This window comes from Sphingobacterium sp. BS-2, assembly GCF_046161205.1.
GTDB classification, from domain to species: domain Bacteria; phylum Bacteroidota; class Bacteroidia; order Sphingobacteriales; family Sphingobacteriaceae; genus Sphingobacterium; species Sphingobacterium mizutaii.
In genome coordinates this window covers 61,111-78,661 of the sequence record NZ_JBIXGO010000019.1, presented here as the reverse complement: position 1 = coordinate 78,661, position 17,551 = coordinate 61,111, and the positions used below count along the sequence as shown (strand labels likewise).

9 protein-coding genes are annotated in these 17,551 nt (G+C 41.6%); 6 read left to right on the top strand and 3 right to left on the bottom strand.

Going from position 1 to position 17,551, the window contains the following annotated elements; genetic code table 11:
* Window positions 1-78: 78 nt before the first annotated feature.
* Window positions 79-3,414, top strand: a complete 3,336-nt coding sequence (locus ACK2WI_RS12210; protein WP_409151067.1) for a DEAD/DEAH box helicase — start codon at window positions 79-81, stop codon at window positions 3,412-3,414.
* A 147-nt stretch (window positions 3,415-3,561) separates the two neighbouring features.
* Window positions 3,562-5,538 carry an ATP-binding protein gene (locus ACK2WI_RS12205; protein ID WP_409151065.1) on the top strand — a complete coding sequence of 659 codons (1,977 nt, stop codon included), beginning with the start codon at window positions 3,562-3,564 and terminating at the stop codon, window positions 5,536-5,538.
* A 245-nt stretch (window positions 5,539-5,783) separates the two neighbouring features.
* Here the strand turns inward: ACK2WI_RS12205 and ACK2WI_RS12200 are convergent, their stop codons facing one another.
* Complete coding sequence (locus ACK2WI_RS12200) at window positions 5,784-6,857, bottom strand: leucine-rich repeat domain-containing protein (protein ID WP_409151064.1); 1,074 nt, start codon at window positions 6,855-6,857, stop codon at window positions 5,784-5,786.
* A 202-nt stretch (window positions 6,858-7,059) separates the two neighbouring features.
* On the opposite strand from ACK2WI_RS12200, the gene ACK2WI_RS12195 reads away from it, so the two are divergent.
* Entirely contained in the window at window positions 7,060-8,001 is a 942-nt protein-coding gene (locus tag ACK2WI_RS12195; RefSeq protein ID WP_312906431.1) for a glycoside hydrolase family 43 protein, read from the top strand.
* Window positions 8,002-8,005: 4 nt separating this feature from the next.
* Here the strand turns inward: ACK2WI_RS12195 and ACK2WI_RS12190 are convergent, their stop codons facing one another.
* The gene (locus tag ACK2WI_RS12190; RefSeq protein WP_093099855.1) at window positions 8,006-9,187 is read right to left on the bottom strand and encodes an MFS transporter; all 1,182 of its coding nucleotides are present in this window, start codon (window positions 9,185-9,187) and stop codon (window positions 8,006-8,008) included.
* A gap of 226 nt (window positions 9,188-9,413) precedes the next feature.
* Between ACK2WI_RS12190 and ACK2WI_RS12185 the strand changes: the two genes are divergently transcribed.
* On the top strand, window positions 9,414-12,596 hold the full coding sequence (locus ACK2WI_RS12185) for a S41 family peptidase (protein ID WP_409151062.1): 3,183 nt from the start codon (window positions 9,414-9,416) through the stop codon (window positions 12,594-12,596).
* Window positions 12,597-12,878: 282 nt separating this feature from the next.
* Here the strand turns inward: ACK2WI_RS12185 and ACK2WI_RS12180 are convergent, their stop codons facing one another.
* Entirely contained in the window at window positions 12,879-13,553 is a 675-nt protein-coding gene (locus ACK2WI_RS12180; protein WP_409151061.1) for a hypothetical protein, read from the bottom strand.
* A gap of 322 nt (window positions 13,554-13,875) precedes the next feature.
* Between ACK2WI_RS12180 and ACK2WI_RS12175 the strand changes: the two genes are divergently transcribed.
* The gene (locus ACK2WI_RS12175) at window positions 13,876-15,039 is read left to right on the top strand and encodes a metallophosphoesterase (protein WP_409151060.1); all 1,164 of its coding nucleotides are present in this window, start codon (window positions 13,876-13,878) and stop codon (window positions 15,037-15,039) included.
* A 447-nt stretch (window positions 15,040-15,486) separates the two neighbouring features.
* Window positions 15,487-17,049 (top strand): calcineurin-like phosphoesterase C-terminal domain-containing protein, encoded by a 1,563-nt coding sequence (locus ACK2WI_RS12170; protein WP_409151059.1) that lies wholly within the window; start codon window positions 15,487-15,489, stop codon window positions 17,047-17,049.
* Window positions 17,050-17,551: the final 502 nt, after the last annotated feature.

Here is a 17,551-nt window from a genome sequence, read left to right as displayed (position 1 = left end):
TTTTGGCAATTAATATCAATAAAGCGACCTGTAAAAGATCAAATTTTCGTATCCTTACTTCCACATTCACTCCAATTCATGGGAATAGATAAAGAACATATTCTTCCTGCATACAATTTCAGCACGCTTTCCGTATTTGAGATCCTCAAGCATGTCGAGAGGGCGGGCTTTATGGACAGTAAGGATTATAAAAACATCATTCCCATCAGCCTGGAAAGAAACTGTGGAGTCTTTACAAAGGCTATTGTTGGGCTTGAATATCCAAGAATATCCGTGGTTCAGATGTCGGATCGAATTGTAACGAGTTGTTCTTGTCAAAACTATTCCAAGAAGATGTGTGAGCATCAGGGCGAGACCATACATGCCATTCTTGAAAAACCAGAATATCGGGTTTTCTTTGATGCTGCGCTTCGAGAAAAAACGCTAAAGCAATTCGCTAAGGCTTATGGATTGGAAAATGAAAGCCATTTGGACAACTTCTTTGAATTGCATAATATCGATGGAAAGTTGTCCGTTGAACCAAAGGTCCAGGGTTTAGTAGCTTATGACAAACAAGCTTTTGCCAAAGGATTAAGTCCAAAAGAAGTTAAGCCTAAAGCCCTCCGTCAAGAAACGAATAGCAAGAAGCCTTTTATTCTTATCGATAAACATCGGTATTATAACCAATTGAATTTCCAATTGATGAAAGCCGACCAGACTAAGACTGGAAAATTAAAAACACCTTTTGAGGTTATGGATCCCATGGCTCAGGTCTGGAAGACTGATGATCCGGACCTGCTCAAGTTCTATACGGCGATCCATAGCTTTCAGGATAAATACAATGATGATGAGCTTGACCTGGATGCTGAACCTTTGAAACAGATCGTTAAGAATCCTTTAGGTTTAGACTTTTACATCCATGAGCGGAAGGTCTCGGAATCAATTTCACCCAAATCCCTGACTTTAGTAAAGTTTGAACAGCTACATGCCGAAATCAAATTGTCCGTCTTTAAAAAAGAGCCATTCTATGAAATTACTGGCGAGCTGCTCTTCAATGATAGCACCTTAGGTTTCCAGGTGTTAGATATCCGCAATGATTACCTCCTTTACTTCAGTAAAACGCTCTATTTTATCGATAATCCAGACCTATTGCGGGTTATCAAGTTTTTCAAGGCTAATAATGAAATCTTGATCATGCATGCCAACAAGTACGAGGAATTCCTTCGGGATATCCTTTCGCCTTTGGAGGATATCCTGCATATCAATTACAGTTATATCAAGCAGGCGACCCAAGCTCAGCTTAAGGAGAGGAGCTATGAGCGGCAAAAGCTGATCTATCTGCAGCAAGATGGGAATTATATATCCATCGTGCCTGTCATGAAATATGGAGAAATAGAGGTGCCGACCTATTCAAAAAAGCAACTCTTTGATACCGATAGAAATGGAAATGTTTTTCAGATCCATCGCAATTACGCCGAAGAAGATAAATTGCTGTCCAGCATCATGGATAAGCATCCTGACTTTGAAGTGCAGGTTGCTGAAATGAAATATTTCTATCTGCATAAAGATAAGTTCCTCGATGACGATTGGTTTATTGAGGTCTTTGAACAATGGCGTGAAGAAGATATTTCCATCCTAGGCTTCAGTGAGATTAAGAACAACAGGATCAACTCCCATAAGGCCAAGATTAGTATAGAGATTATCAGCGGTTTGGATTGGTTCAATGCCAAGTTGAAAGTAGGTTTTGGACAGCAGCAGGCCTCCCTAAGACAGATCCATCGAACGATCCGCAACAAAGGCAAGTACGTGCAGCTTGATGATGGAAGCCTAGGTCTGCTTCCTGAGGAATGGATCGAACGCATTGCTGGCTATTTCCGTATCGGAGATATAGAGCATGATATGATTACCATTCCGAAGATTAACTACTCCGAGGTGTCCGATCTTTTCGAAAAAGAAGTGATAAGTCAGGAGGTGCAGCATGAAATCGATTTGTTGAAATCAGATTTTTCTTCGGAGCTGAAGATAATGCCTGTCCCAAAACCGAAAGCCCTTCAGGCTGAATTAAGGGGCTACCAACAAGAAGGCTTGAACTGGTTAAATTTTCTGGACACCTATAATTTCGGGGGCTGTCTAGCAGACGATATGGGCTTAGGGAAAACCGTTCAGATCATAGCCTTTATCCTTTCGCAAAAAGAAAAGCATGGTCAAAAAACTAACCTGATCGTAGTGCCCACCTCGCTTCTCTTCAATTGGGAGGAAGAAATATCAAAATTTGCACCATCGCTCAAAATAAGGAAACATTATGGACCCGATCGCGAAAAGAGCATAGATCAACTTGATGGCCATGATGTGGTCCTGACGACCTATGGGATGCTGCTTTCTGACATCAGGTTCCTAAAGAACTATAAATTCAATTATATATTCTTGGATGAATCCCAAGCGATCAAGAACCCGAACTCCGAAAGGTATAAAGCCGCCCGCTTATTACAGGCTAGGAACAGGATTGTACTGACGGGAACCCCAATTGAGAACAATACTTTTGACCTCTATGGGCAGCTATCCTTCGCTAATCCTGGTTTATTGGGGAGCAAGCAATTCTTCAAGGATACCTATGCCATTCCGATAGATCAATTCCAGTATAGCAAAAGAGCCATTGAGCTGCAGGAAAAGGTGAGGCCCTTTATCCTTCGCAGAACAAAGAAGCAAGTAGCCAAGGAACTTCCCGAGAAGACCGAAATGCTTATCTATTGCGAAATGAATGAGGAACAGCGGAAGATCTATGAGGCCTACGAAACCGAGTTAAGGGAATTTATTTCAGCCAATGAGGATGAGGATATCAAGAAAAACAGCATGCACGTCCTGACAGGGCTCACCAAGCTCAGGCAGATCTGTAATTCACCAGTGCTACTGAAAAAAGGCCATGCCGCAGAGAATGCGGTTAAGGTCGAAATCCTTTTGGAACAGATCCAAAATAAATCTAAGGAACATAAGATCTTGGTCTTTTCCCAATTTGTAGAGATGCTGGATTTGATCAGAGCCGAATTAGAAAAAAGAAATATCTCCTTTGAGTACTTAACAGGTCAAAGTAAGGAGCGAGGCAAGAAGGTCCACAACTTCCAGAACAACGAGGAAGTCCGGGTCTTTTTGATCAGTCTAAAAGCAGGCGGGGTTGGTTTGAACCTTACAGAAGCAGATTATGTCTATCTCGTTGATCCTTGGTGGAACCCAGCGGCCGAGAACCAAGCCATCGATCGTTCCTATAGGATTGGGCAGACCAAAAATGTAGTGGCCGTGCGTTTGATCTGCTCAAATACCATTGAAGAAAAGATCCTGAAGTTACAGAAGCGGAAAAGCCAGTTGGCCCAAGATCTAATCCAAACAGAAAACGCATTCTTCAACACATTGAGTAAGGCCGACATTTTAGACATGCTTTAATACCGACCTCCTTGTTTTTCAATTAATTGAAAAAACAATCCCTTGGTCTAAATTTTCCTTCGATTCAATTATTTTGTACATTTCCCTTAATTTCAATAATTTAGTTAATAATAATTAACTGCACTAGCTGTTTTTTCAACCTTGACTATGAAGTATATTGTTTCCCTCTGCTTATTATGCTGCTTGACCCTAACTGCTTACTCACAATTGGTTATCCGGATTGATGAAGACCAGGAATATCTGAAGATTTTGGAAAAGAGACTCTCGGAGTCAAAAACAGATAGCGCCAAGGCGATGACCGCTTTCCGCTTGTCTTACATGTACAAGAAATATAGGAACATGGACCTCGCCAAACAGCGACTGGAACAAGGTATACAATATGCGAAAGGAAATAATCTTTTGGAAGGGATAGCCAGCTATAATGAGGCCCTTTTTGGAATCGGTCTGGAAGAAATGTCCAAGATTGAAAGCAACCTCAACCGGAGTGATAGCCTTTTAAGGAACATTCAGGACCCAGAAGCAAAGAAGACCTTGAGTGGCCTATGGATCATGCGTGGCGTACTCAACCAGTTAAGTGGAAATGAGAAAGCAGGACTGGAATCTTATATTAACCATGCTCTTCCTTATGCCAAGGAATCAAAGGATAAGTTCAGCATTGCCAATGCCAATAAATTTGTTGCCACCAGCCTCCTAAACGCCACTGAACGTGTTCGGGGGAATGAATACCTCAAAAACGCACTTGAACTCTTCAAAGAAGCCCCTTCGGAGAGCGAAATCACCAAGTTGGAGGGAATATTGGAAGTGACCATCTTGCTGGCTGAAAACAACCTTTACCTGAACGACCTGCATTCCAGCAAGGCCTATCTAGATGCAGCTTATGCCGTTTTGAAGGATTATCCTGAATCGAATGTTTTCCTTTTCTATTACTTCCCTGAAGGGGTATATTTCGAAAAGCTGGGAAAATATCAGCAAGCCATCAACAGCTTTGATAAAGCTATTGCATTCCAAGGTTCGGGACCGGAAAACTTCTATATCAACCGCTCCAAATTTGCCAAGTTCAACCTGCTACGTAAGATTGGAAGAAATGCTGAGGCTATCGATGTAATGAAGGATCTTTTGAAAAGTGCTACCCTGTTGCCAGGCGACCGTAACTCCTATGCCAACCTCCTTGCTGAGACCTATGCCAACACTGGAAATATGAAAGAGGCCTATGAATGGTCCCAAAAATATATCACGGTGAATGATAGTTTGCATGCCGCGGACTACAAGAGGGACATGCTAGATATGGAAAACAAGTATCAATCCGCAGAAAAAGCAAAACAGATTTCCCAATTACAGGCTGAGAAACAAGCGGCAGAGCTGGTCCAAAAGAACCAAAGGCTCTGGGTGCTGCTCTTGGCTGTCGGAGCTGCGGTATTCCTATTGGCATTCCTATACCTGAACAATATCCTGAAAAACCAGAAAAGAGAGAACGAGTTTAAGTTTAAGGAGCTTGAACAGCAAAGGGAATTACAGGTCACCAAGGCTTTTTTGGAAGGTGAGGACAAGGAAAGGCAAAGGATAGCCCAGGACCTACATGATGGGCTGGGAGGGGCTCTTTCCGGCATTAAAATGAAACTCTCTGCGGTACAGAATAACTTTCAAGAACCTGAAATAGATAGCTCTGTGGATCAATTGGACCGATCCATCATTGAACTACGCCGGATTGCACATAATATGATGCCTTCCAATCTTTTGCGAAGCGGACTCGAGGTTGCCTTGAGAGACCTTTGCAGCGCACTAACCAACAACAGTACCGAAATTGAACTGCAGACCGAGGGCTTAGACCCCAATTTAAATCAGCATTACCAAGTCAATATCTATCGCATTATCCAGGAGTTATTGAGCAATGCCCTTCGCCATGCAGACGCCAACCATATCCTAGTCCAATGCATACAAAATGATGAACAGATCTTGATCACTGTAGAGGATAACGGAAAAGGATTCGATCTATCCAGAGCGAAAGCATCCAATGGATTGGGGCTAAACAATATCCAGAACCGCGTGGACATTATGAAGGGAAGCCTGGACTACGATGTTATGCCAGCAGAAGGGACCATTGTCAATATTGAATTGAGTGTGTAGACTTTAAGATTATACTTCCTATTCTGAACGAATAGTGAAGAATCAGAAGTATCCTTTTATCCATTCCATCCTAGTTCAAAACCCATCTGCGGGCGTATTCGATACGCCCCTACACTGCGTATTACCAATCTAGGGTTTTTATTTATCCCACGCCAATGATCTTGGCCCATCCTCCCATCCTCGTCGGGTGAGCCGTACCCTGAGCGGCGTCGAAGGGGAGTCGAACCCAATCCTGGTTCAACTCCCTAAACAATCACCTTCGTGCCCTTCAAAGCCTTCACAAGACCCTCTTTTTCAGCATCAGGAATAGGATTATTACTGATCCTTAGCTTTTTCAACCCAGTCATCTGTTTCATGGACTCTGGCAGATGCTGCACCTTATTGTTGTCGAAGTCCAGCTCCTTTAATGAAGTCCAATCAACGATGTTTTCAGGAAGCTTGATGTTTGTCTGGCAGCTCCATAACTGGAGGTTCTGCAAACTAGAGAGCTCCTTAACGCTATTGAACAAGTTTTGAAGGTCAATAGGAGGACTGAAATTAGAATTCAGTTTCAGGGTCTTTAGCTGCCCTAGGTTTTTTATTTCAGCCGGGACGGTCTTGATTCCGTTGTGCCCTAAATCCAACAACCTTAAGTCCTTCAGTTCAAAAAGCCCCTTGGGAAGGACCTTGATACCATTGCCTCTGAGGTTCAATTCCTTTAGCCTTGGTAGTTTATTGATGTTTGCAGGAATGCTCGACATTCCAGCTTGCGAAAAGCTCAGGTTCTCTAGCTTTGGAAGAGTGGAAAGAACCTCAATTACAGCTTCAAAATCAATTGGCTTAGCTTTTCCTTCAAACAGGAGCTGCGTCAAAGTAAAGGATTTCAAGTTTACTAAATTTGAAAAGCTGTCGGGGATACTGGTTATTTTTGGGGTGTAAAATTCGATCTCCTCTAGGGAAGTAAGCTCAAAGAACTCATCCGGAAAACCATAGATCTGTTCATGGATCACCAATTTCTTGAGTTTTTTCAAACGTGCCAACTCTTTCGGCAAAGGCTTCTTGATGGGTGAATCAAAAGAAAGGAATTCCAAATCCTTCGCTTTTATTATGGCGGAAGGCAAGGTCTCCATGTCGTTTAAGGAAATATCGAGTTTCTTTAAATGGGGAAGCTCAAAGAGCCAATCCGGTATTTCGTAAATATCGTTTCCAGTCAGTTTAATTTCCTCAACCATCCTGCATTCCCTGAGTACCTCTGGAACTTCTTCCAGCCACTTCTCAGATAAATCAACCTTCTTGATTGTATCCTTCTCTTCAACTATCTTTTTCAGGTATTTTTCCATGCGGTCATAGGTGTTAAAGGTGATTCCTGCTGCTTGCCTTAAATTTTAATAATGCATAGCCCGTTTCTTAAATATATTGAAATTTTTCTATTCAAGACAAAAAACAGAACCCCTGGTATAAATGATTCTTTAGCGTACTGGGGTTCACACCTTGCAAAAAGGCTTATTTTAACTATATTTGGGTAATCACAAAACCTAATCCATGTATAACAAACTAATTTCCTTCCTGGCACTTTTATGCCTTGCATTATCAGCTACAGCTCAGCAAGATTCCGCGTATATCTTTTCCTATTTTAAGGGAAATGGTGAAGATGGCTTGCATCTAGCCTATAGTGAAGATGGTTTGAAATGGACGGCCTTAAAGAACGATGCCTCCTTTCTGACTCCAAAATTGAGCCCTGACAAACTGATGCGGGATCCTTGTATCATCAAGGGAGGCGATGGTCTCTATCACATGGTTTGGACCGTTAGCTGGACCCAGAAGGGCATAGGCCATGCGACCTCCAAGGACTTGATCAATTGGTCAGAACAACAATATATACCGGTCATGGAACATGAGGACAGCACCCGGAACTCTTGGGCTCCAGAAGTCACCTATGATCCCGAAAGCAAAGAATACATGATTTATTGGGCTTCCACCATTACAGGCGAATTTCCTGAAACACAGGTAGAAGGGGATAATGGCTATAACCATAGGATGTATTATACCCTGACCAAGGACTTCAAGAATTTCTCGGAGACCATGTTGCTGTATGATCCAGGTTTCAACAGTATCGATGCTACGATCTTAAAAAAGGGAAATAAATGGATGATGGTCATCAAGGATGAAACCCGAGAACCAAAACCCGAGAAGAACCTAAAGCTTGCCTTTGCGGATAGTTTGGATGGACCTTACAGCGATGCCAGTGAAAAGATAACCGGAGATTATTGGGCAGAAGGGCCTACGGTAGCCAAGATAAATGGGGAATACTATATCTATTTCGATCGCTATATGGACAACCATTTTGGCTTGATCAAATCCAAGGATCTCAAGACTTGGACCGATATCAGCGATCAATTGGAATTTCCAAAAGGTCTAAGACATGGTACCATCTTAAAGATTTCAAGAAAAGAATTGGACAAGCTTAAGGCCGTAAAGCCTTAAGCTTCTATTGTTCCCTGAAGATTTTCAATCGGCTGGTCATGATAAACATCAAGAAGCCGAACATTGAAAACAGGGCGAATGAATATCGTAGATTAAATATTTCTGCCACATATCCGATTAGTGGAGGACCCATTAAAAATCCGAGGTAGGAGATACTGGAAACCATGGCCAAAGCTACGCCGGCAGGAATCGTCTTATGCTTTCCGGTCACACTATAAACCGTAGGGACGTTGCAGGCAACGCCTAATCCGACCAGCATAAACGCTAGGGTACAGACCCAAAGGTTTGGAAAAACAACGGAAGATAACATCCCCACGAACATCAGGATTCCACTGATCTGCAGGGTTCTCTGTCTGCCTATTTTACTGATAATGGTATCGCCAATAAAACGGCCCGTTGCCATCATGATCATAAAGGAGGCATATCCTAAGATCACCAAGTTCTCTGGAGCATGAACGACTTCACTGAAATAAACACCACTCCAATCAAACATCGCCCCCTCGGTTGCCATACTAAAGAAACCGATTATACCCAGCTGAACAATCAATGCATCAGGCTTAAACTTGGTCTTCTCTTTTTCCTTCTTCTCTGTGCCTACTTCTGGAACCAGAAACTGCTTGTTCAACAGGATATTGATGGTCAGCAGGATGATGACACCAATGAAATGGCCAAAAGTGTTAATGCCGAAGTTTAATGTCAATAAACCGATCAAGGCTCCGGTGAACCCAGCCAATGACCAGGCTCCATGGAAGGAGGACATAATAGATCGACCATAAAGCTCTTCAGCGAGTACACCTTGGGTGTTGACGGAGATATTACAGATATTACCCGTTACGCCAAAAAGGAAAAGTGCTGCACCCAAGAACCAAGCATTACTGGAAAAAGCGATGAACAACAGGACCAATGCATAGAAGAATGCGGCCCAAGGCAAGATTTTATGGCTACCATATTTGTTGACCAAAGCAGCCGAAATAGGCATGGTCAATAGCTGGCCAATCGGCAACATCAATAAGATGGTTCCCAGTTGTGCTTCGGAAAGCCCCAATGCGGTTTTTATAGTCGGGATACGGCTTGCCCAACTCGCAAAGCCCAAGCCTTGACCAAAATAGAACAAAGCTACCGCCCATCGGATCCTGCTTTTCATGGATTGAGAGACATGGTTGCTTGCCTCACCTAATGATGTCATCGTTGATAAATTTGTAACAAAAATAGCACATTTTTCATATAAGTAGTACAGATAAGTGTAAAAAATACACAATTATAACTGTTTATTAATCTTATCGTTATATCCTGTTTTTATTGGGTGCTTTTTGATTCCAAGGCTATTGTCGGGAATTTCCAGGGTCAGGTTTTAATAATACTAAAATTGAATTGTACATTTGTTCTGAATCAATTCGAAATTGACCCAATTTATGAATAAAACATTATTGTCCATAGCCTTGTTGTTAGGGGGATCCATGCAATTGAAGGCTCAGGTTCAACCAACCTTTTTGTCCAATCCAACGCTTAGCCCCGATGCACAGACGATTGTCTTCAGTTTTGAGGGCGATCTTTGGAAAGTTCCAGCTGCTGGCGGTCCCGCTCTGCGCCTAACGGCAATGGAGGGAAATGAAGTTATGCCAAGGATCTCTCCAGATGGGCAATGGCTTGCTTTCTCTTCCAACCAAAACGGAAATATGGATGTATACATCATGCCGATGGCTGGTGGAAACATCAAACAGATTACCTTCCACGAAGCTACCGATGAGGTCGATTCGTGGAGCTGGGACAGCAAACAGGTGTATTTTACCTCAGGACGCGAGAATCGCCTCAGCAGCTACAAGGTAAGTAAGGATGGTGGTACCGCAGAGCGTATCTTTCCCCATTTCTTCAACTATATCCACAATATGGTGGAAACCCCTAGCGGGGAATTGCTTTTCACCGATTCTTGGGAAAGCTACAGCGCAGCCAATAGAAAACGATATAAAGGCGCATTTAACCCGGATATCAAGGGCTATAATCCTAAAACTAAAGCCTATAAGGAATACACCAGCTATGAAGGGAAGGACCTTTGGCCAACAGTGGACAGCAAAGGAACGATCTACTTCGCCTCAGATGAAGGCAATAACGAATACAATCTTTACAGCATCAACAATGGGAAAAAACAAGGCTTGACCCAGTTTCCTGAGTCTATCCGCAGTCCTCAGGTCGCTGCCAATGGTGCTGCGGTGGTCTTTGAGAAAGGGTATCAACTCTTTGTCTATGACGTTGCCAGCAAGAAAACCAGCCAACCAGCCATTAGCCTCAGCCGTAACCAGGTATTGGGCAAATCCAAGGAATTTGACGTGACAAGCAATATCAGCAATTTCCATGTCTCTCCTGATGGCAAGAAAATGGCGTTTGTGTCGCGGGGAGAGCTATTTGTATCCGATGTTGACGGTAAGTTTGTCCGCCAGATGCCAAGTCAAGGTGAACGCATTTCTGAGGTCATGTGGCTGAAGGACAACAAGACCTTGATCTTTAACCAGACCTTGAACGGGTATCTTAACTGGTATTCCCGTTCTGCAGACGGTAAAGGCGAGGTCAAACAACTTACCCAGGACAATCGGAACAATCGCGACATCAGCTTTAATAAGGACAATACCAAAGCGGCATACCTGAGTGGGCGCGATGAAGTACGCCTGATGGATTTGGCCAGCTTGAAAAGTGAAACCATTGTTAAGGACGAGATTTGGGCTTTCCAGAATTCCTCTCCTACTTTTTCGCCTGATGGTAAATATGTCCTCTTTACTGCGATGCGCAATTTTGAACAGGATATTTTCGTTTACAATCTCGCTGATAAGAAAACCTTGAACCTAACCAATACAGGGGTTTCAGAAGCTTCGCCGGTATGGTCGCCCGATGGCAAGTACATTTACTTCTCCAGCAACCGAATTAAGCCTGCCTATCCGACAGGAATGGAAAATGCCAGCCTGTACAGAATGGCACTTGAGAATTATGACGAACCTTATCGCATCAGCAAATTCGATGAAATGTTTAAGGAAAGCGATAAGGAAACGGTAAAGAAAGATAGTACAACAACAAAAAACGATAAGAACAGCAAGGACAAAAAAGCAAAGCCTGCCGAAAAGGACGAGAAGAAAGATGATAAAAAGGTTCTTGTAAGCATTGATGTTCAAGGCCTATCTGACCGTATCACCCAGGTAAGTCCGCAAGGAGGGACGCAATACAATCCATTGCTGTTTGCTAAAGGGGATAAAACCTATGTATTCTACCAATCAAACCATGAAGGGAAATGGGCTACTTACCGCATTACCTTTGAACCATTTGTCAACAGCAAAACCGAAAAGGTGTTGGACGGAGCTCTGCAAGGACTACAAGAAGTAGATGGAAAATACTTTGCCATCGTGAATGGAAACATACAGAAATATAATATCGACCAGAACAGACTCGATAATGTAGGTATCAGCTACAAATTCAATCGTGACCTAGACAAGGAATTCAAACAGATGTTCTATGAAACCTGGGCCAATATCGAAGAGAACTATTATGATGAGAAGTTCCATGGCATAGACTGGGAAGGGATGAAAAAGAAATATGGAAACTACCTTTCGGGCATCAACAACCGGATGGACTTAAGGATCCTATTGAACGATATGTTGGGCGAATTGAATTCCTCACACATGGGCTTCAGTACTTTTGGTACCGATGAAAGAAAGCAATATAATTTCATAACGAATGAACTTGGGGTCACCTATGACGCAAATGATCCTTATAAAGTTGCACATATCGTAGCCAAAGGACCTGCTTCCAAGAAAGATGTCAATCTAAAAGTGGGTGATGTGCTGGTAGCGGTGAACGGAAACAAGATCGATAAAACACGCGATCGTGACTCCTATTTTACTTGGCCATCGCTAGCCAATGAAGTCCAATTGACGGTGAATCGTGGCGGCAAGGAAGAGATCATCAATATTCGTCCGCAAAGCAATGCTGCATTCAAAGATTTATTGTACGATGAGTGGATTAGAGGCAACCGAAATAAGGTCGATCAACTGAGCAAGAATAGGATTGCCTACTCGCACATGAAGAACATGAGCGGGGAACAGCTGCAATCTTTCTTGATCGATATGGCGGAACAAGAGAACAACAAGGATGCTATTATTTTGGACCTTCGCTACAATACTGGAGGAAATGTACATGATGATGTGTTGCGATTCCTATCACAACGCCCATACCTTAAATGGCAATACCGTGGTGGCAAGCTTTCTCCACAGAGTAATTTCGCACCAGCCGGAAAACCAATCGTGCTCCTGATCAATGAGCAATCACTTTCAGATGCAGAAATGACTGCGGCAGGTTTCAAGGAACTGAAACTAGGAAAGATTATCGGTACGGAAACCTATAGATGGATCATCTTTACCTCCGGAAAAGGCTTGGTAGACGGTTCATTCTATCGCTTGCCTTCATGGGGATGTTATACCTTAGATGGGCAAGACCTGGAATTGACTGGGGTGGCTCCAGATATCGCTGTCAAAAATACCGTGGCAGATCGTGTGGCGGATAAAGACCCGCAATTGGAAAGAGCTGTACAGGAAATCTTAAAGGATCTGAAATAAAAATAAGTTTCATAAAAAAGCCCGAGTTAATGGATAACATGAACTCGGGCTTTCTTGTTGCATAAACTCACACACCGTGAATTATGCAATTATACATTTTTTAACTGCTTATTCTGCCGTATTAGAACAATAGTCAGGATAGTAAAGGCTATAAATCCAATTCCTGAGCAGATTATCCTCCAGGCTTCCTTGTCAAAAGAATTAATAAGGACATAGAAGCTAAATGAGGCTAATGCTAAGTTGAGTATAAATGCGACTTTAAAGTTTTTCATATTTTCATATTTAACAAGAGGCTGCTGCTCCTGCTAGTCCTCCTGAAATTACGCCTACAGCTGTGCCAATAGGAATGCCTACGACGGTAGGGGTGGTTACAGCAGCGCCGGCTAAACCGCCTAATCCTGCACCTCCAATGATGCCAGCGGCACATTTGCCCCAGCTATCCCACCAGCCTTGCTTTGCATTTGCCGCTGCGGTTAATCTAGCGGAAGCTTTAAATTCCGTATATTTTCCTGAATTTTCAAATGATTCGCCATATTTCACAAAATCTTCCATGGTTTTTGAAATAATCAGGATACTTTTCAATTCATCATTTGTAATACTGCTATTGCTTTTTGCTTCCTTTACAATATTCCTTACATGATTTAAATAATCTGATGAATTGGAGAAGCTGCTTGAATTCTGAATGGCCAATAGGTAATTTGAAAAACTGGAGGATAAGTTCTCTGTATTCAATGCCTTCGAAATCTCATTTTCTTTAGATCGATAATAGGCCTCAAAATCTCCACGTTGTGAAACCTCTTCCAGCTGAACAAATATTTGTTTAGTGTAACTATCAATGTCAGAAAGCTCTTTGCTGCTTAAATTTTGGTCTTTGTTTTCAATTTCTTGATCCTTATTACAGGAATAGGTGGTTAGTAAACCAAAGGTCAAGAATAATAAAATTAGGTTTTTGCTCATCTTTTCTAGTTTAGGGGGTTAGATAGTAGTGTGTGAGTTAACTTTTATTAAGGTAATCAATAAAAATTATTAAACCAAAATAATTATCATAATAATAAGGAATAATTAATGGGGTTTTAGGCTCATTTGTTTGATATTTATTGTCTCTTTTTATGTTTAAGCTTGTTTTTTTTGACATTATATTTTTATGAATCAATCATTATTGACGGAATCGCTAAAACAAAGTTCATATTTCTTAATTATTAATTAATAGGTAATAATTCATTAATCTTGGTTAAATATAGCCGTTCTATTTTTGTGCGATTATTAAAATATTTAGAAAATGAGATTAATTATTACTTTGGCTTTGTCCATTTTTGTGTTGATGTCCTGCGAGAAGGATAATTTCACAACCGATAAGAAAGAGGGGAAAAAAGGGAAGAAGGAAAATTTATTGGATTCAATTGAACAGAAGCAAGAATTTGACGCTCCATTTGTATTCACTAAGGGAGATTCCGTTTATCTGAAGAGGATTCTTAAATCTTCAACGAATTCAGATTTATTAACTAAAACTTTTTCAAAACCAGCAAACGCTGAATTTGAATTCACCGTTTTTATCAATCATATCAATAAAGACTATAAGGATTTCAAGGTCAAAATTAAGCCAAACGTTGCTTTCAAACATGAGGCTGAATGGAAAACCAACGAGCAGATCTTGGTGGTTTCCGATTATGAGGGTGAATTTTTTCACATGGTGGATTTCTTGATCTCTGCCCAAGTGATTGACGATAACTACAATTGGAAGTTTGGCAATAAACATGTCGTATTCCTAGGCGACCTCTTTGACCGTGGCAGCATGGTACACGAATGCCTTTGGTTATTGTACAAATGGGAATCGGAAGGTGCCAACATCCACATGCTATATGGCAACCATGAAATCATGAATATTTCAGGTAATCAAACAAACTATATTGCCGAAAAATATAAACAAGCTTTAAAACCACTGGGCTTTGAAGCAATCCAACAAATGTACCAAGCAAACAGCATCCTTGGAGCTTGGTTGAGAAAACAGAATGCCATGGAAAAAGGAAATGATATCCTATTCGTTCATGGTGGTATTTCCGAAAAACTATTCGAATCCCAGAAAGATTTCAGCATTGCCAAAACCAATCAGATCGTCCAAAGAAACCTAGATAACCCAAAGAATGAAGAATCAGCTCCATTCTTGAGATCTAGCAGCGCCTTGACTTGGTTCCGTGGATACTTCAGAAAACCACAGCAAGACCCGAAAGTGTTGGATAAGGTATTAAAGCATTTCGATGCAAGGCTTGTCTGTGTTGCCCATACGGTACAACCTAAAGCAGGTCTTTCCTATAATGGAAAAGTAGCCTGTACGGACGTAAATGTTCATAAGGGACAAAAAGAAGGTTTGTTATTTGATCAAAAAGACATCTTCAGGATTGAAGTGAAAGATAAGCATACTGCTTCAGTTAAAACCAAACTGTAAGCGTTGTTGTAGGTTGTAATTTTTATTTGTTTGAAAGGGTTGCCTCATTAGAAAAGAGGCAACCCTTTTTGTTTTGCTGATCCTCTTTTGCAAGATTAGGATATCCGCCATAATTGCACATTCATGTCAACAATCATATTTCTTCCTGAACTTCCACAATCCATTTTCCCAATCCTTTGCCAAGCAACATTACTTAACAAAAAATAAACCTCAAAATTTTCTTCTACTCCTGAAAAATTTACGGATTCGTTCTTACTCTTGTTCGACCCATATTCGAGACATATTGCGAAAATTCGGAATATGTCTCGAATAAGATCCACTGCTGCTTTACTTGCCATTCATTATTTTAATATTATGCAAGACACATGAATATAAGATTAACTTAACATTGTCTTAATCTTTTATTTAACTTCATACCCTAAGTTTGGAGCAAACAACCATAAACACATGAAAAAATTATATTGGTCCTTGCTAGCATGTTTATTGACAGGAACAGCTTTCGGTCAGGAAATGGCAAAGGGAACTGTCTTTATTGATGCTAATGCGAACGGTCGTCTGGACAAAAAAGAGGCTGGATTAGCTGGCGTGAGTGTCAGTAATGGCAAGGAAGTCGTACAAACGGATAAAAACGGAAAATATCAGATTCCGGTTGAAAACGATAACATTATCTTCGTCATCAAACCTTCTGGGTATGCATTACCAGTAGATGCCGATAATCAACCAAAGTTTTATTATATCCACAAACCAAACGGTTCTCCAGCTTTGAAATACCCTGGCGTAACTGCTACAGGTGCTCTTCCAAAATCAATTGATTTTGCCTTAACGGTGAAGGAAGAACCAGCTAACTTTAGTGCATTTGTTTTTGGTGACCCTCAGGCATATACCGCGGAGGAAATGGAATTCTTCAAAAATGGGGTGGTAAGTGAAGCGAAAACCAGAAAAGGTCCACTTTTTGGAATCAGCCTTGGTGATTTGGTTGGGGATGATCTTTCCTTGCACCCTAGTTATAAACAGACTATCGGCCAGATGGGTCTCCCTTGGTTCAATGTAATGGGTAACCACGATATGAACTATGATGTCAAAGAGGATAAATACGCCGATGAAGGTTTCGAGAAAGCCTTTGGCCCGGCCAATTACTCTTTCAATGTGGGCAATGCGCACTTTATCGTGCTCGATGATATCATATATCCACATCCGGAAACTGGAAAAGGTTACCAAGGTGGATTGAGACAAGATCAGATTGATTTCGTTGCTAATGACCTGAAGTTTGTGCCTAAAGATAAACTGATTGTCCTTGCCTATCATATTCCTCTGTTTCAAGAGAATGAAAAAGCATTCCGTAATGAGGATAGAAAACAACTTTTTGATATCCTTTCGGAATACCCGAACACCCTAGGGCTATCTGCACACACGCATTATCAACAGCAGAATTTTTTAACTGCTGATGATGGCTGGAAAGGGAGCAAACCTTACCATGAATACAATGTGGGAACTACTTCTGGCGACTGGTATTCTGGCCTTCCGAATGAACAAGGTATCCCTACTTCAACCATGCGTGATGGTACGCCAAAAGGATATGCAATCCTGTCAATAGACGATAACCAATATAAATTTGATTATAAGGTCGTAGGAAAAGATGATAGCTATACAATCGGTCTATTTGGTCCAGCAGTCGTGAAAGCGAAATATGCAGGACGCTATAATGTATATGCTAACTTCTTCCTAGGTTCAGCAAAGGATCAGGTTCGTTATAGGATTGATAATGCAGATTGGATCATTATGGACAGGGTAGAAGGTGAAGACCCAGCCTATATGAAAGAACTATTAGCTTATGATGGTGCCAATACCTTGGTTGCCGGCAGAAGACCTAGTGACCCAGTTCAATCGGCACACCTTTGGAAATTGAAACTTCCTAAGCTTAAAGCTGGTAAACATGTGATTGAGGTAGAAGGGGTGGATATGTTCGGAAGGACGCATGCTGCGAAGAAAGAAATTGAGGTGGTTGAGTAAGTGTTTTTGATGTAAATATTTGTGGGATAGCGCTTTGCGTGAAATGTTTCACGGGGAGCGTTGGGATAACAACACCAGAAAGTTAGCCTGCAGTGTAGGGGCGTATTGAATACGCCCGTTGCATTTGAACCAGGATGGAGGGGATAAGAGGATGGGCCAAGATCTGGGTTTTGAACCAGGATTAATGGGATAAGAGGATAGGCCAAGATCTATCCGCAGAGGATAAATTCAATATTTTAAGAAAATAACAAAAGCGGTATTTTTGCAACAAGCAAGAATTCCGCTTTTGTGCATTTTTATTCTGAACGATCAGTGAAGAATCTGTACGGTTCACATTCCCAGGATCTTGTCATCCTGGGCCGAAGGCCCAGGAACTGTACGCCAATAGAATCTATGGTATATTGATTTGAACAATTCTTGAAGAATTGGAAATGGGTTAATCATTTGTATGCGGCGGGCGTATGCGATACGCCCCTACAATGCGTAATAACTTTCAACCGGC

Excerpts from the sequence above, each read along its gene's own strand:
- ACK2WI_RS12210 (WP_409151067.1), top strand. The coding sequence starts at position 79 with ATGGGAATAGATAAAGAACATATTCTTCCTGCATACAATTTCAGCACG.
- ACK2WI_RS12205 (WP_409151065.1), top strand. The coding sequence starts at position 3,562 with ATGAAGTATATTGTTTCCCTCTGCTTATTATGCTGCTTGACCCTAACT.
- ACK2WI_RS12200 (WP_409151064.1), bottom strand. The coding sequence starts at position 6,857 with ATGGAAAAATACCTGAAAAAGATAGTTGAAGAGAAGGATACAATCAAG.
- ACK2WI_RS12195 (WP_312906431.1), top strand. The coding sequence starts at position 7,060 with ATGTATAACAAACTAATTTCCTTCCTGGCACTTTTATGCCTTGCATTA.
- ACK2WI_RS12190 (WP_093099855.1), bottom strand. The coding sequence starts at position 9,187 with ATGACATCATTAGGTGAGGCAAGCAACCATGTCTCTCAATCCATGAAA.
- ACK2WI_RS12185 (WP_409151062.1), top strand. The coding sequence starts at position 9,414 with ATGAATAAAACATTATTGTCCATAGCCTTGTTGTTAGGGGGATCCATG.
- ACK2WI_RS12180 (WP_409151061.1), bottom strand. The coding sequence starts at position 13,553 with ATGAGCAAAAACCTAATTTTATTATTCTTGACCTTTGGTTTACTAACC.
- ACK2WI_RS12175 (WP_409151060.1), top strand. The coding sequence starts at position 13,876 with ATGAGATTAATTATTACTTTGGCTTTGTCCATTTTTGTGTTGATGTCC.
- ACK2WI_RS12170 (WP_409151059.1), top strand. The coding sequence starts at position 15,487 with ATGAAAAAATTATATTGGTCCTTGCTAGCATGTTTATTGACAGGAACA.